Origin of the sequence: Embleya sp. NPDC056575, assembly GCF_042793325.1 — a bacterium.
In the GTDB taxonomy this organism is placed as follows: domain Bacteria; phylum Actinomycetota; class Actinomycetes; order Streptomycetales; family Streptomycetaceae; genus Embleya.
On the sequence record NZ_JBHTVA010000009.1, the window covers coordinates 18,849 to 43,245 of the forward strand.

Consider the following 24,397-nt stretch of genomic DNA (forward strand, 5'->3'; position numbering starts at 1 on the left):
CGTCACACGGCCCGGGTCCCGGGGCCGACGGTCGGTCGCGATCCACCGCGGGTGGATCGCCGAACGACGACTGTCGACAAGTCAGTCAGCGCAACACAGGCAGGTCTGCGTGCGGCACAGGTCCACTGCGCGCCGCTTGGTGAGGTCATCCGCCTGTCGCTTCACACCACGATCGTAGGGACGGATGACCGCCACTGTCATGCATGTCCCATCATGCGAGACAAATATGTCCGTATCTTGAGATAGCTGTGGGATTAGTCGTTATTTGTCAGGGTTGTGCGGGTGGAATCTCCAAGAGTTGTTCGCCGCCGCCGACGGTCCTGACGCTGAAGCGGACGATCTCGCCGACGGGGATGCTGGTCGCGCCCCGGATCGGATCGGCCGAGGGGTACTCGCCGTCGGGCACCACCCACGAGGACGCGGTCTCCACCCGGCCCTTGGTGCCGTAGACGTCCAACCGGCAGCGGGTGCCGGGGCGGATCCCGGACAGCGACAGGTCCACGCTGCTGCCCCACGCGGTCGCCGCGTAGCGCAGTTCGGCGCCCGCGCCGGAGCGTGGATCGCCCGCGCGCACGGTACGGCCGCCCGATTGCGCGGGCGCCGTCGCGGTGCCTGGCGGGGCGGCCGGCGCGGTCGGCGTGCCCGGGACCGTGCCCGTCGGCGCCGCCGCGGTGTCCCCGTCGCGGCCGGTGTCGCCGAGCGCCCAGCCGGTGAGGCCCGCCAGCAGCACCAGCACCGCCGCGGCCGCGGCGGCCAGCGAGCGCAGCCGCCGACCCCGGTCGGCCCGCTCGGCGGCGGCGGACAACAACCGCGCGGGGGCCGCCCCCCGCGCGCCCGCGCCGCTGGCCCGCGCCTCCGGCTCGCTCAGCCGGGCGAGCATCCGGGGCAGGCCGGCCAGTTCCTCGTACTCGGCCCGGCAGCGCGGGCAGCCGGCCACGTGGGTGCGCACCCGGGCGGCCTCGTCCTCGTCCAGCGCGCCGACCACGAAGGCGCCGAGGTCCAGGCGCGCGACCGCGCAACCCAGCGGGGCGGGCGATCCCGGCGGCCGGGCGGGCGACGGCGGGTTCGTGCCGGGAGTGGTGCCGTTCGTCGTCGTGCCCTCGTCGCCGATGTCCGTCACGGGACCAACCCCCTTTCCTCCAAGGCCACACGCAGCGCTCGCAGCGCGTAGTACGTCCGTGATTTGACCGTGCCCTCGGGCACGCCGAGGGTCTTGGCGGCGTCGGCCACCGAACTGCCCCGGTAGTACGTCTCCAGCAACACCGCGCGGTGCTCGGGGCTCAGCGCGGCCATCGCGTCGGCGACGTCCCAGGCGAGCACGGCCCGCTCGAACTCGGCCTCCGCGCCCTCGTCGGGCACCGTCGCGAGCACCGCGTCGCCGGTCTCGGGCGGCCGGGCGCGGCGGGCGCGGCCGACGTCGATCACCACGTTGCGGGCCACGGTGCACAACCAGCCGCGGACCGAACCCCGGCCGGGGTCGAGGGCTTCGGGGTGGCGCCAGGCCCGCAGCAGGGTCTCCTGCACCACGTCCTCGGCCCAGGCCCGGTCACCGCCGGTCAGACGCAGCGCGAACCCCAGGAGCGGGCCGCCATGTTCGAGGTAGAGGGTGCGGATGACCGCCTCGTCGGCGGTGGATATTCGGGACGCCGAGTGCAGCGGGTCGGCGGCGGGTCGGTCGTCCTCGGGGGCGGTGCGCGCGAGGAAGGCGCGAGCGGCCGCCGGGTCCGCCTGCGCCTCGGCGCCGAGCACGTCCGAACGTTGCAGCACACCCGCTTCACGAGCGGGCGGGCCCGGCGGTTCATCCCGCGTCCCGGGGCGGGACCGGCGGCGTATCCACGGCATGGCCGCATCCTCCCGTGACGAGACCGCCGATGCACGGTCAATCAGCCGATCATGACCCGGCCCAACAGATACGCGGCCGGCGCGGCGAGCGCGAGCGGCAGGGACACACCGGCGGTGAAGTGCACGAACCGGGACGGATGGTCGTAGCCGGCCACTCGTCGACCGAGCAGTGCGAGCGCCGCGGCACCGGCCCCGAGCAGCGCGGCGTACGGCGCCTCGCCGCCGAGCGAGACCGCCGCGGCGGCGCCCGCCGCGGAGCCGAGCAGCCAGGACGGGATCGCCGCGATCGCCGGGGGCAGCGGAACCGCCCGGACCAGCGTCGCGACACCCGCCGCCAGCACCGCCGGCACCACCGCCGCGCCGGCGTCGACCGGGCCGCCCGACAGATCGCCCGCGACCAGATAGGCCACGTCGAAGGCGGTGATCAGCGCGGCGGACGTGGTCACCGTCAGCGCCGGCAACAACTCCCCCGGCCGGGCTCCGCTTCGGGCCTGCATGGCCAACGTCACCAACAACGCGCCGGCGAGCACCGCCGGCACACTCGCCAGCCCCTGCTCACCCTTGGCGTAGACCGCCGCGTCGGTACCGAACGCGACCAGCACCACCAGCGCGATGCCCTGGCGCGCCGGCCACATGCCGTTCAGCCGGAACCACCCGACGGCGGTGAGCACCTGGAGGAACGCGATACCCAGCAGGAGCGCGGGCTTCCCGGCGATCGCGGTGACCGCGAGCACACCGGCCAGCCCGACCGTGCACAGTCCCGGCAGCAGGCCGGGCGGATCCCAGATGGGCGTCCTGGCCGACCGCGACGCGCGCGTGGGCGAGTCGCCGCGCCGGGGCGCGGGCACCGGAAGCGACGCGGGAGCGGACTCCGTCCCGACCCGGGGGTCGGGGTCGGCCGCGTAGTCGACATCCGGATCGAACGTGGTGCCGGGATCGAAGTCGATGTCGGCGGCGAAGTCGGTGCCCGCGCCGAACTCGGCACCGTAGTCGGCCCCCGGCTCGAACTCCGGCTCGAACCCGGTCCCATGGCCGCCGTGCCCACCCGCGTCGTCCACGATCGCCGGCATCACCTCGGTCGCGCCGGCGTACTCGCCCCCGCCGTAGCCGTCGCCGCCGTAGGCCCCGAATCCGGATTCGGTGATCGCGGGCAGTACGTCCGTCGCGCCGTCGTAGCCGTAGCCGCCCGAAGCCGGCACACCCTGCGGATCCGGGTAGCCGTACCCGCCGCCGGCCGCCTGGTCCGCCATCGGGTCCTGGTATCCCTGCGGATACTGCTCCACCTGATAGCCGTAGGCCGCGTGGTCGGCCTGCTGCGGGTGCGGTTGCCCGTACTGCCCCGCCTGCGCGGCAACGGCGCCGTAGGACTCGACGGGCTGCCCGCCGTACGGCTGCCCCGGGTCTCCCGGGTGTCCCGGATACCCCTGGGCGACGTGCTCCCCCGGGTATCCGGCGGCCGGGTCGTAGCCGGCCGGCTCGTCGTATCGGTCGCCCGCCGGGCGACCGTCGGGGCCGCTCATCCGCCGGCGAAGGGGGGCAGGACCTCGACGGTGCCGCCCTCGGTCAGGACGACCGCCGCGTGGTCGCGACGGCCGACCGGGTCCCCGTCCACCACGAACGAGCAGTTCGCGACGACCGCCTCGAAGCGGGTCGAGCCGCCGTGAAGCTCCCGGGCCCGGCGCAGCGCCTCGGCGAGGGTGGCCGCGTCGTACGGCTCCTCCGGCGTGCCCGCGGCCTCCTTCGCCGCGGCCCAGTACCGCATGGTGCCGACCGCCATCGCGCGCCCTCCCGTGTGTCTGCGTCGTGTGTGGGTCCGCCGGTGTCCCGGTGTGTCGGTGTCCCGGTGTGTCGATGCGCCGTCCCGGTGCCGACCGGCGCCGAGGCGTGCAGCATCCATGATGACGCCTCCGGACGAGCCCTTCGGTCCGCCCGGCGCGCGGATCACCCTTCGGTGTGCGCCCGGGCCCACCGGCCGATCCGATCCACCAGCTCGGCGTCGACCGCGTTCTCGGCGTGCCCGAGGCCGGGTTCGATCCACAACTCCTTCGGCGGCCGGGCCGCGGCGTGGATCTGCCGGGGGTGGTCGAGCGGGAAATAGGGGTCGCGATCGCCGTGCACCACGAGCAGCGGCGTGGGCGCGAGCGCGGCGGCGGCCTCGAACGGGGCGAGCGGGACCGGGTGCCAGGGCTCGGCGGAGATCCGGGTGCCGAGCGCGAGCCGGGCGAGCACCCGGCCGGTCGGGCGTTCGATCGCGAAGTGCACCCGCCGCATCGGCGCGGTCCCCCGGTAGTACCAGCGGGCGGGCGCGCTGACCGCGACCACCGCGGCGGGCCCGGTGTACAGCGCCGCGTGCCGCAGCACGACCCCGCCGCCCATCGAGAAGCCGACGGTGACCACTCGGCGGTAGCCGAGCCGGCGACCCCAGCCGATCGCCGCCTCCAGGTCGCGCACCTCGCGGTCGCCGACCGTGCTCAGCCCGGTGGACGCGCCGTGTCCGCGAAAGTCGAACCCGATCACCCCGCCGTGCCGGCGCAACCCGCGCAGGACCGTGCGGACCGCCGGTCGCCGCCACGATCCGGTGAACCCGTGGGCGACCACGAAGACCCGATCGAGTGCCCCGAAACCCGCCGCGGAACCCGCCGCGAGCCCGTGTACCGCGCTGATCCGCACGTCGTCGTCGGTGCACAACACGGCCTGCTCGGGTGCAGGCATTCCGGTGAACGGCGGGTCGCCGAATGTCGGGTGGGGTGTCCGCAGTGCGGGAAGATCCCCGGGTGGGTCGGTTCCTCGAGACATGTTCGCTATCCTGGCCCCGCAGGCTCTCCTCCGATGACGGGCACACCCCAAGGACCCCGGTAGTGGTTCCCCAACGGTTACGGAATCGGACGAGTCGGCGACCGATGAAGGATCCGGGCGACGATGCCCCGGGTCCTTTCGTGTTTTGTGCCTGTTTTTGGGAGGTGTCCCGTTGAGTGCCCTGCTGCTGCTCACGAACGCGCTCCAGCCGTCTGCCGAGGTGCTGCCCGCGCTCGGACTGCTGCTGCACCAGGTACGGGTGGCCCCGGCCGAGGCCTCCGCCCTGGTCGACGCGCCCGCCGCCGACGTCATCCTGGTCGACGGCCGGCGTGACCTCCCCCAGGTGCGCAGTCTGTGTCGGGTCCTGCGGACCACCGGGGTCGGCGCCCCCCTGGTCCTGGTGGCCACCGAGGGCGGCCTGGCCGCGCTGACCGCCGACTGGGGCGTCGACGACGTGCTCCTGGACACCGCCGGGCCGGCGGAGGTCGAGGCCCGCCTGCGGCTGGCGATCGGCCGGCTCCAGGCGGCGCAGGGCGCGGAGGACGAGCCCACCGAGATCCGCAACGGCGACCTGAGCATCGACGAGGCCACCTACAGCGCGAAGCTGCGCGGGCGGGTGCTCGATCTGACGTTCAAGGAGTTCGAGCTGATCAAGTACCTCGCGCAGCACCCGGGCCGGGTGTTCACCCGGGCCCAGCTGCTGCAGGAGGTGTGGGGATACGACTATTTCGGCGGCACCCGCACGGTGGACGTGCACGTGCGCCGGCTGCGGGCCAAACTCGGGCCGGAGCACGAGTCGCTGATCGGTACCGTGCGCAACGTCGGCTACCGGTTCGTGGTACCCGACCGGGGTGTCGGGGACGTCGCGGTCGCCGAGCGGGTGTGAGCCCGCACACCCGAACGACCCGTGTCCGCGCATCCGGGCGGCCGGGGTGCGCAAGTGAACCCCGCCCAGTCGACCGACCGGGCGGCACATCCGGCGCCCATGCCTACAAAACAGACTTATCCGGAAGAACGCGGAGGAGCGTCCCGTCCCCGCGTCCAGGTTGTGAACTCCCGTGAGCCGCGCCGGTCCTCGTCCCTACAATGACCGCGTGCCCAAAGTGACCCGCGACGACGTCGCCCGCCTCGCGGGGACCTCCACCGCGGTGGTCTCCTACGTCGTCAACAACGGCCCGCGCCCGGTCGCCCCGGCCACGCGCGAGCGTGTACTCGCGGCCATAGACAAGCTCGGCTACCGCCCCGACAGCGTGGCCCAGGCGATGGCCAGCCGCCGCACGAACCTGATCGGATTGGTGCTGCCCGACGCCCGGCAGGCGTTCTTCGCCGAACTCGCGCACACCGTCGAGCAGGCCGCGTTCGAGCAGGGCCGGCTGGTGCTGATCGGCAACTCCGACTACGAGGACGACCGCGAACTGCACTACGTGCGCGCGTTCCTCGGCATGCAGGTGTCCGGCCTCGTGCTGGTCAGCCAGGGCCCCTCCGAGCGCGCCGCGCGCGAGATCGCCACCCGCGACGTGCGGGTGGTGCTGATGCACCGCCAACCCGACGCGCTGGGCGGCGACGCGGTCATCCTGGACGACGTCCAGGGCGCCTACACGGCGGTCCGGCACCTGGTCGACACGCACGGCTTCACCCGGGTGGACTGCCTCGGCGGACCGCCCACCACCCCCGACTCGGGCGACCCGGTCACCGACCACGTCACCGGCTGGCGGCGGGCGCTGGCCGAGCGCGGACTGCCCACCGAGGGCCTGCTGCACGAGGCTCCCTTCGGCCGCTTCGGCGCCTACCAGGTCGCGCTGTCCCTGCTGTCCGGGCCGGACCGGCCCCGGGCGCTGTTCTGCTCGACCGACGACCAGGCGATGGGCGTGCTGCACGCGGCGCGCGAGGTGGGCCTGCGGGTGCCGGACGACCTCGCCGTGGTCGGCTTCGACGACATCGCCGAGGCGGCCATCGCCGACCCGCCGCTGACCACGGTCACCTCCGACCGGCCGGGCATGGCCCGCGCCGCGGTGGAGCTGGCCCTGGAGCGCGAACCGGCCGCCGCCGGCGACCCGCGGGTGCGCACCTTCCCGTCCACGCTGGTGGTCCGACGCAGCTGCGGTTGCGGCTGACCGTCCCGGCCGCGCCGACGGCGCCGGGACGGCTCCCGGCGCCGCTCAGTACCGTGGACGTCATGGACCTCGCGGATGTGTCGATCGAGACGGTGAATCGGGCCTCGGCGGATGACGCCGCCGCCGTACTGGCCCTGGCGGAGGCGGCGGCCGGCGTCGACGGCGCGGCGCCGTTGTCCGAGCAGTCCCGCCTCGAGCTGCGCCACGGCGCGCCCTCGGCCCGCGAATTGCTGGCCCGCGACGCCTCCGGGATCGTCGGCTTCGCGCACCTCGACGGCGCGGACCCGGTGGACGGGCCCACCGCCGAACTGTTCGTGGTGCCGCCCGCGCGCGGCGCGGGCCTGGGTCGGGCGCTGCTCGAAGCCGTGCTCGCCGAGGCCGCGCGGGTCGACGAGCGGGGCCGGCTGCGGGTGTGGGCGCACGGCAAGCTGCCGGCGGCCGGGCGCCTGGCCGAGGCGCTGGACTTCACCGCGTTCCGCGAGTTGTGGCAGATGCGCCGGGTGGCAGGCACCCCGGTGCCCGAGGTCGCCACGCCCGCCGACGTCCGGCTGCGCACCTTCCGCCCGGGGGCGGACGACCGGGCCTGGCTCGCGCTGAACGCGAAGGCGTTCGCCCACCACGCCGAGCAGGGCGCGTGGACGGTCGAGGACCTGACCCGGCGGTTCGCCGAACCGTGGTTCGACCCGGCCGGCTTCTTCCTCGCCGAGGACGCGAACACCGGCGAGCTGCTCGGCTTCCACTGGACCAAGACGCACCCCGCGACGGCGGACTCCGGCCCGCTGGGCGAGGTGTACGTGGTCGGCGTCGACCCCGCCGCGCAGGGTCGCGGCCTGGGCGCGCTGCTGACCGCGGTGGGCCTGCGACACCTGGCCGAGCGCACCGTCGACGGCGTGCCGCTCGCCGAAATACTGCTGTATGTGGACGCGGACAACGAGCCGGCGGTCAAGGTCTATACCCGTTTGGGCTTTCGTGTGCATACAGTCGATGTGATGTACCGACGTTGAACACCGTGTGAAACCTGGCGAACAACTGTTTCGGGGCGCCTTCGTACAGGTGCGCATAGACCGTCGCGAAAAGACAATGGTCCGATGAACGCCGAGACTCCCGCCGCACGATCCTCCCGACACCTCACCGTGGCCGTGCCGCCGGCGAAGAACGGCGGCACGGCCGTCACCGCGGCCGTGGTGCACGCGGAGTCCGAGCTGCCCCCGGACCGGTTCCTGGACCGCGAGGGCAGCTGGCTGGCGTTCAACGAGCGGGTGCTCGAACTCGCCGAGGATCCGAGCACCCCGCTCCTGGAGCGGGCTCGATTTCTGGCCATCTTCGCGTCCAACCTCGACGAGTTCTTCATGGTCCGGGTGGCCGGCCTCAAGCGCCGGATCGCCACCGGCCTGGCCGTACGCGCGGCGAGCGGACTCCAGCCGCGCGAGGTGCTGGAGAACATCTGGTCGCGCAGCCGTGCGCTGATGGCCCGCCACTCCACCTGCTTCCACCACGACGTGCTGCCCGCGCTCGGCGAGGCCGACATCCAGCTGCTGCGCTTCGACGACCTCACCGACGGCGAGCGGCAATCGCTCTACGCGCTCTTTCGCGAGCGGGTCTTCCCGGTGCTCACCCCGTTGGCGGTCGACCCGGCGCACCCCTTCCCGTACATCTCCGGCCTGTCGCTGAACCTGGCCGTGATCGTGCGCAACCCGCGCTCGGGCAACGAGCACTTCGCCCGGGTCAAGGTGCCGCCGCTGCTGCCGCGCTTCGTGGAGACCTCGCCGGCCCGCTTCGTGCCGTTGGAGGAGGTGATCGCCGAGTTCCTGGGCGATCTGTTCCCGGGCATGGACGTGCTCGGCCACCACGCGTTCCGGGTCACCCGCAACGAGGACCTGGAGGTGGAGGAGGACGACGCGGAGAACCTGCTCCAAGCGCTGGAGCGGGAGCTGATGCGCCGCCGGTTCGGCCCGCCGGTGCGGCTCGAGGTCGAGGAGACCATCGACCCCCACGTGCTCGACCTGCTGGTGCGCGAGTTGGGCGTGGGCGAGAAGGAGGTCTACCCGCTGCCGGGGCCGCTGGACCTGACCGGGCTGCACGCGATCGCCGACCTGGACCGGCCGGAGCTGAAGTTCGGCCGCTTCGTCGCCGGCACCCACCGCGACCTGGCCGAGGTGGAGACCGCGCAGGCCGCCGACGTGTTCGCCGCGATGCGCAAGCGCGACATCCTGGTGCACCACCCCTACGACTCGTTCGCGACGTCGGTCCAGGCCTTCCTGGAGCAGGCCGCGGCCGATCCGAACGTGCTCGCGATCAAGCAGACCCTGTACCGCACCTCGGGCGACTCGCCGATCGTGGACGCGCTGGTGGACGCGGCCGAATCGGGCAAGCAGGTGCTGGTCCTGGTCGAGCTCAAGGCCCGCTTCGACGAGCACGCCAACATCACCTGGGCACGCAAGCTGGAGCAGGCCGGCTGCCACGTCGTGCACGGCGTGGTGGGCCTGAAGACGCACTCCAAGCTGTGCCTGGTGGTGCGCCAGGAGGGCGACGCGCTGCGCCGCTACTGCCACATCGGCACCGGCAACTACAACCCCAAGACCGCCCGCCTGTACGAGGACCTGGGCCTGCTGACCGCCGACCCGCAGGTCGGCGAGGACATGTCGAACCTGTTCAACCGACTCTCCGGCTACTCGCGCGCGCAGTCCTTCCGGCGCCTGCTGGTCGCGCCGCACTCGCTGCGCAACGGACTGGTCGAGCGGATAGAGCGGGAGGTGGCCAACCACGAGGCGGGCCTGCCCGCCTACGTCCGGCTGAAGTCCAACTCGCTGGTGGACGAACTGGTGATCGACGCGCTGTACCGCGCCTCGCAGGCGGGCGTCCCGGTGGACCTGTGGATCCGGGGCATCTGCGCGCTGCGGCCGGGGGTTCCCGGGTTGTCCGAGACCATCCGAGTGCGCAGTATTCTCGGCCGATTTTTGGAACACTCGAGGGTGTGGGTCTTCGCCGGCGGCGGCGAGCCCGAGGTGTGGATCGGCAGCGCCGACCTGATGCACCGCAATCTCGACCGCAGGGTCGAGGCGGCGGTGCGGCTGCGCGGCGATCGACACCGCGACGAGATGACGTCCTTCATGGACCTGGGGATGAGCGCGGAGACCGCGTCCTGGCACCTCGACCGGGACGGTACCTGGACCAGGCACGCGACGGCGGCCGACGGCACCCGGCTTCGCGACGTGCAGGAGCACCTCATCGAGACCCGGAGGCGCAGACGTGGGCCGGAGTAGCAAGCAGGCGACGAGCATTCCCCGACCGCGCGCGGCGGCCGAGGACACCTCCGCCGGCGAGATCCTGCTCGCCCATCTGGTCGGCGAGGCGGGCGCGTTCATCGACCAGCTGCCCCGCCTGGGCGCGGGTGAGGAGGACGCCGCGCACCAGGCGCGAGTGGCCGCCAGACGCATCCGCAGCGCGCTGGCCACCTGCGCGCCGCTGCTCGACCCGGAGCCCGCCACACGCCTGCGTACCCGGCTGCGCGAGGCCGCGGACGCGCTGGCCGGCGAGCGCGACTCCGAGGTATTGCTCGAACGCCTGCTCGCGGACCTGGACGCGCTGCCCGAGCGGCCGGGCACGGTCCGGGCCCGGGCGCTGGCCGAGCGCCGACTGCGCGGCGATCTGGGCTCCGGGCGGGCCCGGGCGCTGGCCGCGCTCGACTCGGGACTGTTCACCACGCTGTCCGCCGAGTTGGTGGAGCCGGCCCTGGGGCTGACCTTCACCGAGCGGGCGGCGGATCCGGGCGCCGAGGTGGTGCCGAAGCTGGTGGCCCGCACGCTGCGCCGACTCGACCGGGCCGCCGACGCGCTGCCGCTGGTCGCGGCGGGGGTGCCGTATCCGGATCCCGTGGACGCCCCCGGCTTCTCCCCGTACGCGGGCACCGACGACGAGGCGTGGCACCGGGTGCGGATCCTGGCCAAGCGGGCCCGCTACGCCGCCGACATGTGCGTGCCGGCGTTCGGCGCGCCCGCCGCCCGGCTGGCCCGGCGGCTCAAGGCGGTCACCGAGGTCCTGGGCATCCACCAGGACGCCTGCATCGCGGCCAACGCGGTGGCCGAGCTGGCGGGCACGCCCCGGATCGGCGGGCCCGCCTCGTTCGTGCTCGGCGAGTTGTACGCCCGCGAGCGGTGGGCGGCGACGGCGCAGCGCCACGCCTTCACCCGGGTCTGGCCCGGGGCCTACGCGCACGATGTCAGGTCGTGGCTCGATGGATGACCCGCCCGGGGCGGCGGAGCCCGCGCACGATCCGATCCTCGCCGCGGGCGGGGTGTTGTGGCGGCGCACCCCCGACGGGACGCAGGTGGGGCTGGTGCACCGGCCGCGCTACGACGACTGGTCCTTCCCCAAGGGCAAGCTGGAGCCCGGTGAGCCCGCGGTGGTGGCCGCGGTGCGCGAGATCGCCGAGGAGACCGGTTTCCGGGCCGTGCTGGGCCGGGAGCTGGGGGTGCGCAGCTATCCGATGCGCTCGCGCGACCGGATCAAGATCAACCGCTACTGGGTGGCGGAGGCGGTGTCGGGCGACTTCACCCCCAATCACGAGGTGGACCGGATGTGGTGGGGCGCGCCGGAGGAGGCCGCGGAGCGCAGTGGGACGCCGGACTACACCGCGTCGTTGACCGAGGCGTTTCGCACCGGGCCGCCGCCGGCGACGGTGCCGGTCGTGGTGTTGCGCGCGGGCCCGGCGTTCGCCCCGGCCCTGGTGCCGATGCTGGCCGCGTTCGCGCCGGTCGAGGTGTACGGATGTGCGGAGCCGGACGCCGCGGCGACGGTGGCGCCGTATGTGGCGGCGGCCGGGGCGCGGGTGCACACGGCCGCCGTGTCGCCCGCCGAGGCGGTGCGCGCGGGTCGGCCCGCGCTGCTGTGTACGCCCGTCCCGGACCCGCCGGCGATCGCCTCCGAGGCCGGCTCGCCGCGGCTGCCGGCGGAGCCGTTGTTGCCCGGCGAATTCGCCGTGTTGCACACGTGGGCGGGGCGGGTGGTGGCCGTGGGCCGATACGCCCCCTATCCGACGGGAAGCTGAGCACTTGGTCAAGCCGTGATCACGGTTTACCGAACGTAACTCGGCGTCCATCTGAACGCGGGATGAACGTTGCTCCGACGTCACCATAAAGCCGCAGTTCGCGGGTGGTAAATGGCTACATGAACGGACAATTCATCCAGCGGTCGGCTTATCTGACTCGACCGTTCGAGTTCACCCTCGGTTCACTTTCCGCGGCGGATCGCTTCATTCACACGGCCTAACTTCATGCATGACGGCGACCGCTCGGGTCGTCGCGACCACGAGCAGAGTTCGATCGAAAGGGAGCGCCGTGACCATTCGGCCCCGCAGTGTCCGTCGCGGTATCGGCTTCACCGGCCTGGCACTCGCCGGCGCGCTCACGCTGGCCGCGTGTGGCTCCGACGACAACAGCTCGGGTGACGACAAGTCGTCCACGAAGGCTGCGTCCGCCCCCGGCGCGGAGGCCCCCAAGGGTGACTGCGGCACCGGCAAGCTCGCCGCCGCCGGCTCCAGCGCGCAGAAGAACGCGATGGACGAGTGGATCAAGGCGTACCAGGCCAAGTGTTCGGGTGCCACGATCGACTACGCGTCCTCGGGTTCGGGCACCGGCCGCCAGTCGTTCTTCGACAAGCAGGTCACCTTCGCGGGCTCCGACTCGGCGCTCAAGCCGGAAGAGGTCGCCAAGGCCGCCGCCGCGTGCGCGCCGGGCCAGGCGATCAACCTCCCGATGGTGACCGGCCCGATCGCGGTCGCGTACAACGTCTCCGGCGTCAAGGACCTGGTCCTGGACGCGAAGACGATCGCCGGCATCTTCTCCGGCAAGATCACCAAGTGGGACGCCGCCGAGATCAAGGCGCTGAACCCGAACGCGCAGCTGCCCGGCACCGCGATCCAGCCCGTGCACCGGTCCGAGGCGTCCGGCACCACCGAGAACTTCACCAAGTACCTCAAGGCCGCCGCCGGCGCCGACTGGACCTACGACTCGGCCCAGGACTGGAAGGCCCCGAACGGCCAGGGCGCCAAGGGCAGCGAGGGCGTCGCGCAGATCGTGAAGTCGACGCAGGGCGCGATCACCTACGTGGAGCAGTCCTACGCGGAGAACGCCGGCCTGGGCATGGCCGCGATCAACACGGGCGCGTCGGCCCCGGTCAAGCTCACCCCCGAGGCGGCGGGCAAGGCCGTCGAGGCGGCCAAGATCGCCGGTGAGGGCAACGACCTGAAGCTGTCGGTCGACTACGCGACCAAGGCCGAGGGCGCCTACCCGATCATCCTGGTGACCTACGAGATCGTTTGCGAGAAGGGCACCGCGGCGGACAAGCTCCCGCTGATGAAGTCCTTCCTCACCTACACCTCCAGCGCCGAAGGCCAGAAGGTCCTCGCGGGCATCGGCTACGCGCCGCTCCCGACGACCGTCGCGGACAAGGTCCGCGCCGCCGTGGCCGGTCTGTCCTAGTCCGAGCCCGCTGAGCGACCGACTCGTACGGAGAGAGATGTCCACCACCACTCCCACCGCACCGGCGGACCCCGAGCGCAAGGCCCCCGCGGCCAAGCGCGTCAAGGTCCGACCAGGCGACCGGATCTTCTCCGGTGCCGCCCGCGGCGCCGGCATCAGCCTGCTCGCCATCATGGCCGCGATCGCGATCTTCCTCGTGGTCAAGGCTACGGACGCACTGTCGAAGAACCAGGGCAGCTTCCTGACCGACCAGGGTTGGGACCCGAACGTGGCCAAGCCCGCGTTCGGCGTCGTCACCCTGGTGTTCGGCACGGTTGTCAGCGCCACCATCGCGATGGTCATCGCGGTGCCGGTCGCGGTGGGGGTGGCGCTGTTCATCACGCACTACGCACCCCGGCGGATCGCCCAGACGCTCGGTTACATCGTCGACCTGCTGGCCGCGGTGCCCAGCGTGGTCTACGGCCTGTGGGGCTACATCTTCCTGGCCCCCAAGCTGCTCGGCCTGCACACCTGGCTGGCCGACTACCTCGGCTGGATCCCGATTTTCGACAAGGAGCAGCCGGGCGCCACCGCCCGCACGCTGTTCACCGTCGGCATCGTGCTGGCCATCATGATCCTGCCGATCATCGCGGCGGTCACCCGTGAGGTCTTCCTCCAGGTGCCCCGGGCCCACGAGGAGGCCGCGCTCGCGCTCGGCGCCACCCGCTGGGAGATGATCCGCGTCGCGGTGCTGCCCTACGGCAAGCCCGGCATCATCAGCGCGTCGATGCTCGGCCTCGGCCGCGCGGTCGGCGAGACCATCGCGGTCGCGATGGTGCTCTCGCCCAGCTTCGACCTCTCCATCCACATCCTGGACCCGGGCAACACCACGATCGCGGCGAACATCGCGAACCAGTTCGGCGAATCCAACGACATCGGCCGCGGCGCGCTGATCGCCTCCGGTCTGGTCCTGTTCATCATGACGCTGCTCGTCAACGGCGCCGCGCGCGTCGTCATCAACCGGCGCAAGGCGTTCTCTGGAGCGAACTCATGACCGTCCTGGACACGGGCGACAAGCGCCCGGGCATCGGTACGGACGCGGCCGAGAGCGGTCGCGGGGGTCCGGCCGATCCGCGCGCGGCGTCGCTGACCCGGCGGACCCTGCCGCGTCAGGTGCCGTGGGCGATCGCCGGCGGCGGCGTGCTGCTGACGATCGTGTTCAAGCTGACCCTGGACAACTGGGCGCTCGCGGTCTTCCTCGCCGGCGTGATCTTCATCGTCGCGCTCTCCGCCGTCTCGTGGCGCTTCGAGGACGCCCGTCGGGCCCGGGACCGGTTCGCCACCAGCCTGATCTCCACCACGTTCGTGCTCGCCGTGCTGCCGCTGGTCTCGCTGCTCGGCTACACGATCCAGCGCGGCGTCGACAAGCTCACCCCGTACTTCCTGTCCCACTCGATGCGCGGCGTGGGCGCCCGGGACGACACCGGCGGCGTCTACCACGCGATCATCGGCACCCTGGAGCAGGTCGGCCTGGCCACCCTGATCGCGGTCCCGATCGGTCTGCTCACCGCGATCTACCTGGTCGAGTACGGACGCGGCCGGCTGGCCAAGACGGTGACCTTCTTCGTCGACGTGATGACGGGCCTGCCGTCGATCGTCGCGGGTCTGTTCATCTACGCCTTCTGGATCCTGATGCTCGGCTTCGAGGCCTCCGGCTTCGCCGGGTCGCTGGCGCTGATGATCCTGATGTTGCCCACGGTGGTGCGCTCCGCCGAGGAGATGCTCAAGCTCGTCCCGAACGAGCTGCGCGAGGCCAGCCTGGCGCTCGGCATCCCGAAGTGGCGCACCGTGCTCAAGGTCGTGCTGCCCACCGCGTTCGGCGGCATCGTCACCGGCGTGATGCTGTCCATCGCCCGCGTGATCGGCGAGACCGCCCCGCTGCTGCTGCTCGTCGGGCTCACCCAGTCGATCAACACCGACCCCTTCTCGGGGTGGCAATCGGCGCTGCCGCTGTACGTGTTCGACCAGAACCACGCCGGCAACAAGTTCGCCGAGGAACGGGCCTGGGCCGCGGCACTCACGCTGATCCTCATCGTGATGATCCTCAACCTGGCGGCGCGGCTGATCGCCCGCTGGAAGGCACCGAAGGCGGGCCGATGAAGGCCACGACGAGGACCCGTACGGCCGACCGCGGCACCGACATCCGCACCGATCCAGAGGCAGGAATGACCAAGCGCATCGAAGTTTCCGGACTCAACGCCTACTACGGCTCGCACAAGGCCGTCGAGAACATCTCGATGACCATGGAGCCGCGTTCGGTCACGGCCTTCATCGGTCCCTCCGGCTGCGGCAAGTCCACCTTCATCCGCACCCTGAACCGCATGCACGAGTTGATCCCGGGCGCCTCCGTGGACGGCTCGGTCGCGCTCGACGGGCAGGACCTGTACGGCAGCGACATCGACCCGGTCGCGGTGCGCCGCACGGTCGGCATGGTGTTCCAGCGGCCCAACCCCTTCCCGACCATGTCGATCTACGACAACGTCGCGGCCGGGCTCAAGCTCGCCGGGATCAAGCGCAAGGGCGACCTGGACGCGATCGTCGAGCGGTCGCTGCGCGGCGCCAACCTGTGGACCGAGGTCAAGGACCGGCTGAACAAGCCCGGCGCGGGCCTGTCCGGTGGCCAGCAGCAGCGACTGTGCATCGCGCGCGCGATCGCGGTCGAGCCGCAGGTGCTGCTGATGGACGAGCCGTGCTCGGCCCTGGACCCGATCTCCACGCTGGCGATCGAGGACCTGATCGCGCTGCTCAAGGAGCGCTACACGATCGTGATCGTGACGCACAACATGCAGCAGGCGGCCCGCGTGTCGGACAAGACCGCGTTCTTCAACCTGGCGGGCCCGGGTCAGCCCGGCAAGCTGGTGGAGATCGGCGACACCGAGACGATCTTCTCCGCCCCGACCGAGGAATCCACCGCCGACTACATCGCCGGCCGGTTCGGCTGACGGATCGACGCACCGAGCGACGAGTCGACGGACCGCCGACATGGACACGCGAGAGGGCCCGCACCGGATCCGGTGCGGGCCCTCTCGTCCGTTATGCGACACCTGTGCCACTTGTGGCATCCGCGCCGTCCGGGCCGGATGCCGCGTGCGTGCCGCATCACGCGCGCGGCGCGCGGCCCCCGGGTCAGCCCACGATCAGGTGGGCGATCCCGTAGGTGCCCGCCGCGACCAGACCCGCGGCCGGCATCGTGGTGAACCAGCCGATCAGGATGTTCTTGGCGACACCCCAGCGCACCGCCTTGACCCGCTTGGTCGCGCCCACGCCCATGATCGCCGAGGTGATGATGTGCGTGGTGGAGATCGGCGCCTTGAAGACGTAGGCGGTGGTGTACAGGATCGACGCGGCCGTGGTCTCGGCGGCGAAGCCCTGCGGGGGGTCCAGCTCGATGATCTTGCGGCCGAGGGTGCGCATGATGCGCCACCCGCCCGCGTAGGTGCCGGCCGAGAGCGTGATGGCGCAGGCGAGCTTGACCCACACCGGAATGCCGTCGCCCTCGTGGTGGCCGCTGATCACCAGCGCCATCACCACGATGCCCATCGTCTTCTGGGCGTCCTGGATGCCGTGCCCGAGCGCCATGCCGGCCGCCGAGACGGTCTGCGCGAGGCGGAATCCGCGCTTGGCCTTGTGCGGATTGGCCCTGCGGAACAGCCAGATGATCCCGACCATCACCAGATAGCCGGCCACCAGACCGACCACCGGCGACAGGAACATCGGGATGACGACCTTTTCCAGCACGCCGTCCCAGTAGACGGTGCTGGAGCCCGCGAGCGCGGCGCCGACGAGGCCACCGAACAACGCGTGCGACGAGGACGAGGGCAGCCCGAAGTACCAGGTCAGCAGGTTCCAGAAGATCGCGCCGACCAGCGCCGCGAACAGGATGACCAGACCTTGATGGCCCTCGGGGGTGGAGATCAGCCCTTCGCTGACGGTCTTGGCGACACCTTCGCCGAGGAAGGCGCCGGCGAGGTTCATCACCGCGGCCATGGCCAGCGCCGCCCGCGGGGTCAGTGCCCGGGTGGACACCGAGGTGGCGATGGCGTTGGCCGAGTCGTGGAAACCGTTGGTGTAGGTGAAGAAGAGTGCGACGCCGATGACGATGATCAGACCAGTGAGCTCCACTGGGTCAGGACTCCTTGACGGCGATCGTCTCGACCGTGTTCGCCACGTGCTCGAACCCGTCGGCGGCCTCTTCGAGCACGTCGACGATGCCCTTGAGCTTGAGCACGGTCAGCGCGTCGTACGCCCCGCTGAACAGGTGCGCCAGCAACCTGCGGTGGATCTGGTCGGCCTGGTTCTCGAGGCGGTTGATCTCGATCCAGTACTCGGTCAGGTCCTTCATGGTGCGCAGCCGGGGCATCGCCTCGGCGGTCAGCTCCGAGGCCCGCACGAGCACCTCGATCTGGTCCGCGACCTGGGGCGGGAGTTCGTCGAGCTGGTAGAGCACGACCATGTCCACCGCCTCTTCCATGTAGTCCATGACGTCGTCGAGTTGCGAGGCGAGCGCGTAGATGTCCTCGCGGTCGAACGGCGTGATGAAGGAGGCGTTGAGCTGGCGCATGATCGCATGCGTGGTGTCGTCACCGGCATGCTCGGCCGCGCGCATCCGTTCGGCGATCTCCGGACGAGCGGAGACCTCTGCGCCGAGCAACTCCGTCAGGAGCTTGGATGCGGTGACCAGGTTGCTCGCCGCTGCGGCGAACATGTCGTAGAAGCTCGTCTCCCTGGGGGTCAGACGCAATCGCACTTGAGGTCTCCGGGATAATGAAGGTGGTCGGCGTCGATGCTAGGCGCTCTTGCGGTCATGCACGCAAACCGGGGAGTCGACGCGAACCCCGACCGCACCCGGCGGTAATGAGACACGCGCGCACAGCGACGAACGGGCATGCGGAACCGCCCGTTCCGCCGTCGAGGACGCCCGTCACACGGCCAGAGTATGGGTCCGCGCACCATTCGAATGACAGAGCGCCCTACCCTCGATCCATGTCGCCCACATCACACGAACCGATTCCGGGGATCGACCGGCACGACACCCTCCGGGGTCGGTCGGCCGTGGGCGGGGCGATCGGAGCGCTTGCCGGATATACCCCCCGGGGGTAAATTCGGAGACGTGGACGGTCACCCGATCGGGCCATGGACAGGTGGGAAACGGCCGCACGGACACGGGAGACGACGGTGGAACAGGATCCGCAGACACCGGACACGAAGGCGACATCCGGCGCATCGGGGCACGAAAGCTCGGGACACGGCGCGTCCGGGCACGGCTACAGCGGGCGCAAGGACGAGCACCTGAAGCGGCTGCGTCGGGTCGAGGGGCAGATCCGCGGGTTGCAGCGCATGGTCTCCGAGGACGAATACTGCATCGACATCCTCACCCAGGTCTCGGCGGCGACCAAGGCACTGCAGTCCTTCGCGCTCAGCCTGCTGGAGGAACACCTCGGGCACTGCGTGGCGAACGCGGTGGAAAAGGGCGGTCCGGAAGCGGACGAGAAGGTCAAGGAGGCGTCCCAGGCGATCGCACGCCTGGTGCGCTCCTGAGGCCGCGGCGACGGGGGCCGGCCCTGCCGTGCGTGCCCGACCCCCGGCCGCCGGCCAGGCCGAGCACGGCGTCGATCTGCGCCTGGGTGAGCGGGCCCTCGCTCGCCGAGGCCGCGATCATCAGGTCTCCGTAGAGCTCGATCTCGTCGAGGACGACGTGGTCGTGCACGCGGCGGTCGGAGAATCGTGACACTCCCACCACCTCCTCGCGGCACGCCTCGGACGGTCCTTCGGCCCATCCAGCGTAGGGGCGACTCCTCGGCGCGACCATGACACGCCTGGGTCATTTGGGAACCGCCCGGAACGACGCCGCGAAGGTGACCGGGGCCGTCCGGCGGACCGGGCCACGGGCCCGGTCCGGCCGATCCGGCGAGGTCTAACCGCGTTTCGCCGGTGCGCTCGGTGAGGCGGCGGGCGGAGCCGGTGACACGTAGAGGTCCTTGGCCTCGGGCGGCTTGATGTCGACCACGACACCGAAGTCGTACAGCTCCGCGGCGGAGAGCACCTTCGTCGTCGGCGCGGTCTTGGCCTCGTCCGGACCCATCACGAACACGAACGACTCCTCGACCCTGCGCAGTCGACCGGCGTCGTCGAGGTAGGCGTCGAACGGGATCGGCGCGCCGTCGAAGGTCTTCAGCGCGGCGGCCAACGGGCCGCGCACCTCCGGCGCGGTCAGGTCGTGCGCCTTGCGGATGTCCAGCGTGCCCTTGTAGTGCCGCACGGTGTCCGGGCCCAGCTTCTCGGTGCCCACCAGGACCACGTCGTCGTTGACCCCGCGCAGTATCTCGAAGGACGTCCCGGGGTCGGTGCCGCCGCCGCTGACCAGGTTGCCGTCGGCCAGCCCGTCGATCGCGAGGCGCACCCACTTGTCCTTGGGGACGCCGGGCGAGCCGTTCTTCATGTAGAGCGCGTCGGGGGTCAGGATCTCCTGGAGCGGCCCGGCGATGCCGGAGTCCTTGGGCGCGTCCACCGTGAGCGAACCGATGTGCCGGACATAGTCGAACATGCCCTGGCCGGTGAGCTTCACGACCCGGTTGTCGCTCTCCATCGTCATCGTGGTGCGGGTGCGCGAACTCTTCGCGCCGGTGGTGACGTCGGCCGCCTTGCGCACGGCGGCGACCGCGTTCGACGGGCCGCCGCTCGCGGTCCCGCCACTGCCCTTGACCTGCGCTCCCTGCGGTTGCACGTCATCGCCCTGACAACCGGCGACCCCGGCCAGGACCAGGGCGCAACAGGCACCCGTGAGCGCGGTGCGGACCAACATGTGGGGTTCTCCCGGATGCTCGGAATCCTCGCGTGACGGCCGTCCACGCGGCGGCGGCTCGACGGGACAACGAGCGAGGCGAGGCCGGGTTACGGCCGTTCGGGCGAGGCCGGGGCGGCGGGGGCGTTCGCGAGGGCGGACGGGCGCGATCGGGCCAGCCGGCGGCGGGTCAGTTCCGCGGCGCCCGCCGCGTCGCGAGCCTCGATCAGGTCGAGCAGCCGGTGCAGCTCGGCGGTGATCGAGCCGTGTTCGGGCGCGTCCGCCTCCGGGCGGGGACCGTACAGCCGGGCCTGGGCGCGCAGCTCGGCGACCACCTTGACCAGGCGCGCGTTTTCGGCCAGGCCGAGCAGGTGCGCGTGGAAGCGATCCTCGGCGTCCACGCGGTCCGCCACGTCGGCCCGCTCCAGCGCCTCGGCGAGGTCGTCGACCAGCGCGCGCAGACGCGGCATCTCCTTCGCGCAGCCGTCCCGGGCGAGCCGGGCGACGGTCGGTATCTCCAGGAGTTCGCGCAGGTCGTGCACGTCGGCCAGGTCGGCGGCGGACATCGTGCGCACCCGGAAGCCCTTGTTGCGGACCGGCTCGACCAGGCCGTCCTTGGCCAGGTCGAGCAGTGCCTCGCGCACCGGCGTGGCGGACACCCCGAACCGGCCGGCCAGGGCGGGCGCCGAGTAGACCACCCCCGGCTGCATCCGGCCGGTCACCAGCGCGGCCCGGATCGCCCGCGCGACCTGTTCGCGCAGGCTCAGCCGCTCGCCCAGTCGGCCCGCGTCCCGGCCGCCCTCGGTGTCGCTCCCCATCGTGTCCGCCCCCTCGGCCGCGCCGCCGTCATCCCGCCGCACGCGGCGCGGCCGTGACCAGTGGCCGCAGCGGTCCGCGTTCGACCATCCGCACCACCGGCTCCAGGAGACGGCCGACGAACATCGAGCCGACCAGCGCGACCAGCGCGCCGAGCGCGAATCCGGCGAGCACGTCGGTCGGGTAGTGCACGCCCACGTAGAGCCTGGCGAAGCCGGTGAACACCGCGGCGATCACCGCGAGCACGCCGATCCGGCGGTCCACCAGCAGGATCCCGACCGCGAGCGCCATCGTGGTCAGCGCGTGGTCGGAGGCGAAGGACGGGTCGGTCTTGCCCTGCACGAGCACGTGCAGCCCGTCGTGGCTCAGGAAGGGGCGCGGCCGGTCCACCCAGTCGCGCAGCGGCGCGTTCGCCAACTCCGCCACCAGGGCCGCGAGCGGGGCCCACACGAGGCCGGCCACGGCCGCCACGTGGTCCGGCCGGGAGCGTACCCGCCACCACGTGAGCAGGCCGAGCACGGCGAGTACGGCGAACATGCCGTACTCGCCCATGAACTCCATGCCGCCGTGCGCCCAGGAGGTGTGTTCGGTGAGTCCGTTGACGTCCCGCAGGACCTCGATGTCGAGGTTGTCGTCGGTACTCTCCGCCAGGACCTGCAAGGACACCGGTGAACCCCTTTGCGTGGTGCTGTTGGTGCTGTTGGTGCTGGTGGAACCGATGGTGCTTTTGCTGCTTGTGGTGCAGGACGTGCCTGTGGGGCGGGTGGTTCTTCCGCCGCGCCGCTACTTGCCCTCGTAGGCGTTGACGACTTCCTCCATCGGCCCGTCCATCTTGATCACGCCCTGGTCGAGCCAGATCGCCCGGTCGCAGGTGTCGCGGATCGACTTCATGCTGTGGCTGACCAGGAAGACCGTGCCGGCCTCCTTGCGCAGTTCGCGGATCCGGGCCTCGCTCTTGAGCTGGAACTCCCGGTCGCCGGTGGCCAGCGCCTCGTCGATCATCAGCACGTCGTGCGAGCGCGCCGCCGCGATGGAGAACCGCAGCCGCGCCGCCATGCCGGACGAGTAGGTCCGCATCGGCAGCTTGGTGAAGTCCTTGCCGTTGTAGTTGTTCAGGCCGGAGAAGGTGGCGATCTGCTCGTAGTTGGCCTCGGCCTCGCGCTGGGTCATGCCCATCGCCAGGCAGCCCAGGATGATGTTCCGCTCTCCGGTGAGGTCGTTCATCATCGCGGCGTTGACCCCGAGCAGGGACGGCTGGCCGTCGCTGTAGATCTTGCCGGTGGTCGGCGGCAACAGGCCGGCGATGCAGCGCAGCAGCGTGCTCTTGCCCGAGCCGTTGCGGCCGATCAGGCCGATCGCCTGGCCCTTGTAGGCGACGAAGCTGACGCCGCGCACGGCGTGCACCTCGGTGACGCCGGTGGCCTTCTTGCGCAGTGCCAGTCGGGACAGCGCGGAGGTGGCGCTGCCCTTGCCGGAGGAGGCGCCGTGGACCCGGTAGACCAGGTGCACGTCGTCGACGACGACGGTCGGCGGCAGTTCCTCGCCGACCTGCTGCGGTTTTTGCGGAACGCCTTGTTCGGGCACCTCGACCTCGGACTTCGCGCCGGCTTCGGCCAGACTCATGATCGCGGGTGGCTCAGCCACGGCCGTACCTCTCTTCCGCCTTCCAGAAGTACATGTAACCGCCGAGACCCATCAGCAGCGCCCAGCCGACCGCGTAGGCCCACGTGTGCGCGGGCACCGTGGAGTGGCTGTCGATGAGCGCGTCGCGCACCAGCTCGATGTACACCGCCCCGGGGTTCGCCTCCAGGACGCGGGCCACCCAGGTCGGCGCCGTCTTGGTGTAGTTGTCCAGGCTGTAGAAGACGCCGCTGATGTACAGCCAGGTGCGCAGGATGAACGGCAACAGCTGCTTGATGTCGACCATCACGGCGCCGATGCGGGCCAGGACCAGGCTCAGGCCGACGTTGAAGACGAACTGCAGGACCAGCGCGGGCACGATCAGCAGCCACTTGAGGCTGAGCGGTTCACCGGTGCCGAGCACGATCGCGCACAGCACGACCATCGAGAAGAGCAACTGCTGGAGCTGGACGATGGTGAACGAGATCGGCAGGCACGCCCGGGGGAAGTGCAGCGCCCGGATCAGGTTCAGTTGGTCGCTGATCGCCCGGCTGCCCGCGAGCACCGCGCTCTGCGTGAAGGTGAACACGAAGACGCCGGTGACCAGGAAGGCGACATAGTTGTCGATGCCGCCCTTGGTCTTCACGAGGTAGCCGAAGATCAGGTAGTACACGGCCGCGTTCATCAGCGGCGTGAGCACCTGCCAGACCTGGCCCAGCTTGGCGGTGCTGTAGGTGGCCCGGGTCTTGGCGTTGGCGAAGGCCACGATGAAGTGGCGCCGGGCCCAGAGCTGCTTGGTGTACGAGAGCAGCCCGGGGCGCGCTCCACTGACCGTCAGCTTGTAGCGGGCGGCGAGGTCCGCCAGTGGTTCGGTGGAACCGGGGGGTGCCGACGTCCCCTGTGGGCTCAGGGTGTCGGCCTGCACGCTGTTGGCCACGTTGACACTTTCATATGCGTCGGGTCGAGATCGAAAACGTACGGGGGTTTCCAGCCTGTCAGATCACGGGCGGGCGGCCGAGTCTGGTCATGCGCCAGACCGTCCGCCAGGACATCGGTCGGCGCGGGCCGCTGGGGGTCTTCCAGCCCTCGCGAAAGCCCGCGAGCCACGCCTGGGCGTTCTCCCGGGACGGCCGACGGGCGGCGGTGAGTACCACCCAGGTGCCCAGGTAGGCGGGCACGATCGGCCAGGGCAGGTTGCGTCGGGCCAGGTAGACGCGGTTGCGAGCGTTCATCCGAAAGAAGGCCGCGTGCCGGGCCGGGCTGGTCTTGGGGTGCTCCAGCACGATGTCGGCGCGGTACTCGATCTCCCAGCCCGCGTCGAGCGCGCGCCAGGCCAGGTCGGTCTCCTCGTGCGCGTAGAAGAAGTCGTCGGGCAGCCCGCCGACCTCGCGCAGCACCGCCGCGCGCACCGCGCTGGCGCCGCCCAGGAAGGTGGTCACCGGGCCCGAGCGCAGCGGGTCGCCGACCCGGATCCGGGGCACGTGCCGGCGCTGGGTCTCGCCGCTCTCCGGGTCCACGATCCGGAAGGAGACGATGCCCAGGCGCGGGTTGGCCGCGAACGCCTCGCGCAGCAGGCGGCCGGCGTCGGTACCGCCGAGCCGGCCGTCGTCGTCGAGGAAGAGCACCACGTCGGTGTCGGCGGGCAGGCCGTCGGTGCCGACGTTGCGGCCGGCGGGGATGCCCACGTTCTTCGGCAGGGCGATGCCCACCGCACCCTCGGGCAGCTCCGGCAGCGGCCCGCCGTTGGCGACCACGACCACCGCCATCGGCTCGCCGTCCTGGTCGGCGACCGAGCGCAGCAGGCGCTCCAGCTCCCGCGGGCGGTCGCCCATGGTCAGCACCACCGCGCCGAGCACCATGTGCTCGGTGTCGGCGCCGCCGTCGGCCCGCTGCCCCTCGGCAGCCTCGGC

Annotated in this window: 26 protein-coding genes; 12 read left to right on the top strand and 14 right to left on the bottom strand. The window is 71.6% G+C overall.

Annotated elements, in window-relative coordinates; genetic code table 11:
* Window positions 1-81: 81 nt before the first annotated feature.
* The 6 genes from ACFRCG_RS08945 to ACFRCG_RS08970 all read right to left on the bottom strand — a co-directional run bounded on the left by ACFRCG_RS08945 (window position 82) and on the right by ACFRCG_RS08970 (window position 4,638).
* Window positions 82-201: a putative leader peptide gene (locus ACFRCG_RS08945; protein WP_380030118.1), complete on the bottom strand. Its 120-nt coding sequence runs from the start codon at window positions 199-201 to the stop codon at window positions 82-84.
* 67 nt (window positions 202-268) lie between these two features.
* Window positions 269-1,120 carry an anti-sigma factor family protein gene (locus tag ACFRCG_RS08950; protein ID WP_380030119.1) on the bottom strand — a complete coding sequence of 284 codons (852 nt, stop codon included), beginning with the start codon at window positions 1,118-1,120 and terminating at the stop codon, window positions 269-271.
* Complete coding sequence (locus ACFRCG_RS08955; protein ID WP_380030120.1) at window positions 1,117-1,767, bottom strand: sigma-70 family RNA polymerase sigma factor; 651 nt, start codon at window positions 1,765-1,767, stop codon at window positions 1,117-1,119. Before ACFRCG_RS08955 ends, ACFRCG_RS08950 begins: the two co-directional genes overlap by 4 nt.
* Before the next feature lie 116 nt (window positions 1,768-1,883).
* Complete coding sequence (locus ACFRCG_RS08960; protein ID WP_380030121.1) at window positions 1,884-3,362, bottom strand: hypothetical protein; 1,479 nt, start codon at window positions 3,360-3,362, stop codon at window positions 1,884-1,886.
* Window positions 3,359-3,619, bottom strand: a complete 261-nt coding sequence (locus ACFRCG_RS08965) for a MoaD/ThiS family protein (RefSeq protein ID WP_078975997.1) — start codon at window positions 3,617-3,619, stop codon at window positions 3,359-3,361. The genes ACFRCG_RS08960 and ACFRCG_RS08965 overlap by 4 nt, the downstream gene beginning before the upstream one ends.
* Window positions 3,620-3,783: 164 nt before the next feature.
* Entirely contained in the window at window positions 3,784-4,638 is an 855-nt protein-coding gene (locus ACFRCG_RS08970; RefSeq protein WP_380030122.1) for an alpha/beta hydrolase, read from the bottom strand.
* Window positions 4,639-4,810: 172 nt separating this feature from the next.
* Here ACFRCG_RS08970 and ACFRCG_RS08975 point away from each other — a divergent pair, with 172 nt between their 5' ends.
* The 10 genes from ACFRCG_RS08975 to pstB all read left to right on the top strand — a co-directional run bounded on the left by ACFRCG_RS08975 (window position 4,811) and on the right by pstB (window position 16,212).
* Window positions 4,811-5,524, top strand: coding sequence for a response regulator transcription factor (locus ACFRCG_RS08975; protein WP_078975999.1), 714 nt, complete (start codon window positions 4,811-4,813; stop codon window positions 5,522-5,524).
* Between the two features lie 208 nt (window positions 5,525-5,732).
* Entirely contained in the window at window positions 5,733-6,752 is a 1,020-nt protein-coding gene (locus ACFRCG_RS08980; protein WP_126636461.1) for a LacI family DNA-binding transcriptional regulator, read from the top strand.
* 62 nt (window positions 6,753-6,814) lie between these two features.
* Window positions 6,815-7,756 carry a mycothiol synthase gene (gene mshD, locus ACFRCG_RS08985; RefSeq protein WP_380030124.1) on the top strand — a complete coding sequence of 314 codons (942 nt, stop codon included), beginning with the start codon at window positions 6,815-6,817 and terminating at the stop codon, window positions 7,754-7,756.
* An 84-nt stretch (window positions 7,757-7,840) separates the two neighbouring features.
* Window positions 7,841-10,015: an RNA degradosome polyphosphate kinase gene (locus ACFRCG_RS08990; protein ID WP_380030125.1), complete on the top strand. Its 2,175-nt coding sequence runs from the start codon at window positions 7,841-7,843 to the stop codon at window positions 10,013-10,015.
* Complete coding sequence (locus ACFRCG_RS08995) at window positions 10,002-10,994, top strand: CHAD domain-containing protein (protein ID WP_380030126.1); 993 nt, start codon at window positions 10,002-10,004, stop codon at window positions 10,992-10,994. The genes ACFRCG_RS08990 and ACFRCG_RS08995 overlap by 14 nt, the downstream gene beginning before the upstream one ends.
* On the top strand, window positions 10,987-11,799 hold the full coding sequence (locus ACFRCG_RS09000; RefSeq protein WP_380030127.1) for an NUDIX domain-containing protein: 813 nt from the start codon (window positions 10,987-10,989) through the stop codon (window positions 11,797-11,799). The genes ACFRCG_RS08995 and ACFRCG_RS09000 overlap by 8 nt, the downstream gene beginning before the upstream one ends.
* 289 nt (window positions 11,800-12,088) lie before the next feature.
* Window positions 12,089-13,231 (top strand): phosphate ABC transporter substrate-binding protein PstS, encoded by a 1,143-nt coding sequence (gene pstS / locus ACFRCG_RS09005; protein WP_380030128.1) that lies wholly within the window; start codon window positions 12,089-12,091, stop codon window positions 13,229-13,231.
* Between the two features lie 37 nt (window positions 13,232-13,268).
* Window positions 13,269-14,264 carry a phosphate ABC transporter permease subunit PstC gene (gene pstC / locus ACFRCG_RS09010; RefSeq protein ID WP_380030129.1) on the top strand — a complete coding sequence of 332 codons (996 nt, stop codon included), beginning with the start codon at window positions 13,269-13,271 and terminating at the stop codon, window positions 14,262-14,264.
* Window positions 14,261-15,370 (top strand): phosphate ABC transporter permease PstA, encoded by a 1,110-nt coding sequence (pstA, locus tag ACFRCG_RS09015; RefSeq protein ID WP_380030130.1) that lies wholly within the window; start codon window positions 14,261-14,263, stop codon window positions 15,368-15,370. Before pstC ends, pstA begins: the two co-directional genes overlap by 4 nt.
* 65 nt (window positions 15,371-15,435) lie before the next feature.
* A complete protein-coding gene (gene pstB / locus ACFRCG_RS09020) occupies window positions 15,436-16,212 on the top strand; it encodes a phosphate ABC transporter ATP-binding protein PstB (RefSeq protein WP_380030262.1) in 777 nt (258 codons plus the stop codon).
* A gap of 184 nt (window positions 16,213-16,396) precedes the next feature.
* On the opposite strand, the gene ACFRCG_RS09025 is transcribed toward pstB, so the two are convergent.
* Together ACFRCG_RS09025 and ACFRCG_RS09030 are read right to left on the bottom strand one after the other, a co-directional pair.
* On the bottom strand, window positions 16,397-17,392 hold the full coding sequence (locus ACFRCG_RS09025; protein WP_380030131.1) for an anion permease: 996 nt from the start codon (window positions 17,390-17,392) through the stop codon (window positions 16,397-16,399).
* A gap of 4 nt (window positions 17,393-17,396) precedes the next feature.
* Window positions 17,397-18,017 (bottom strand): DUF47 domain-containing protein, encoded by a 621-nt coding sequence (locus tag ACFRCG_RS09030; RefSeq protein ID WP_380030132.1) that lies wholly within the window; start codon window positions 18,015-18,017, stop codon window positions 17,397-17,399.
* A 386-nt stretch (window positions 18,018-18,403) separates the two neighbouring features.
* Between ACFRCG_RS09030 and ACFRCG_RS09035 the strand changes: the two genes are divergently transcribed.
* Window positions 18,404-18,808, top strand: a complete 405-nt coding sequence (locus ACFRCG_RS09035) for a metal-sensitive transcriptional regulator (protein WP_380030133.1) — start codon at window positions 18,404-18,406, stop codon at window positions 18,806-18,808.
* A 28-nt stretch (window positions 18,809-18,836) separates the two neighbouring features.
* On the top strand, window positions 18,837-18,998 hold the full coding sequence (locus ACFRCG_RS09040) for a hypothetical protein (RefSeq protein WP_380030134.1): 162 nt from the start codon (window positions 18,837-18,839) through the stop codon (window positions 18,996-18,998).
* A 186-nt stretch (window positions 18,999-19,184) separates the two neighbouring features.
* Here the strand turns inward: ACFRCG_RS09040 and ACFRCG_RS09045 are convergent, their stop codons facing one another.
* The 6 genes from ACFRCG_RS09045 to ACFRCG_RS09070 all read right to left on the bottom strand — a co-directional run bounded on the left by ACFRCG_RS09045 (window position 19,185) and on the right by ACFRCG_RS09070 (window position 24,346).
* On the bottom strand, window positions 19,185-20,072 hold the full coding sequence (locus ACFRCG_RS09045) for a hypothetical protein (protein WP_380030135.1): 888 nt from the start codon (window positions 20,070-20,072) through the stop codon (window positions 19,185-19,187).
* Window positions 20,073-20,161: 89 nt separating this feature from the next.
* Window positions 20,162-20,869, bottom strand: a complete 708-nt coding sequence (locus ACFRCG_RS09050; protein ID WP_380030136.1) for a GntR family transcriptional regulator — start codon at window positions 20,867-20,869, stop codon at window positions 20,162-20,164.
* Window positions 20,870-20,897: 28 nt separating this feature from the next.
* Window positions 20,898-21,533: a phosphatase PAP2 family protein gene (locus tag ACFRCG_RS09055; RefSeq protein ID WP_380030137.1), complete on the bottom strand. Its 636-nt coding sequence runs from the start codon at window positions 21,531-21,533 to the stop codon at window positions 20,898-20,900.
* Window positions 21,534-21,650: 117 nt separating this feature from the next.
* Window positions 21,651-22,490, bottom strand: a complete 840-nt coding sequence (locus ACFRCG_RS09060) for an ABC transporter ATP-binding protein (protein ID WP_380030263.1) — start codon at window positions 22,488-22,490, stop codon at window positions 21,651-21,653.
* 13 nt (window positions 22,491-22,503) lie between these two features.
* The gene (locus ACFRCG_RS09065; RefSeq protein ID WP_380008773.1) at window positions 22,504-23,424 is read right to left on the bottom strand and encodes an ABC transporter permease; all 921 of its coding nucleotides are present in this window, start codon (window positions 23,422-23,424) and stop codon (window positions 22,504-22,506) included.
* A gap of 58 nt (window positions 23,425-23,482) precedes the next feature.
* A complete protein-coding gene (locus ACFRCG_RS09070; protein ID WP_380009208.1) occupies window positions 23,483-24,346 on the bottom strand; it encodes a glycosyltransferase family 2 protein in 864 nt (287 codons plus the stop codon).
* Between the last annotated feature and the right edge of the window lie 51 nt (window positions 24,347-24,397).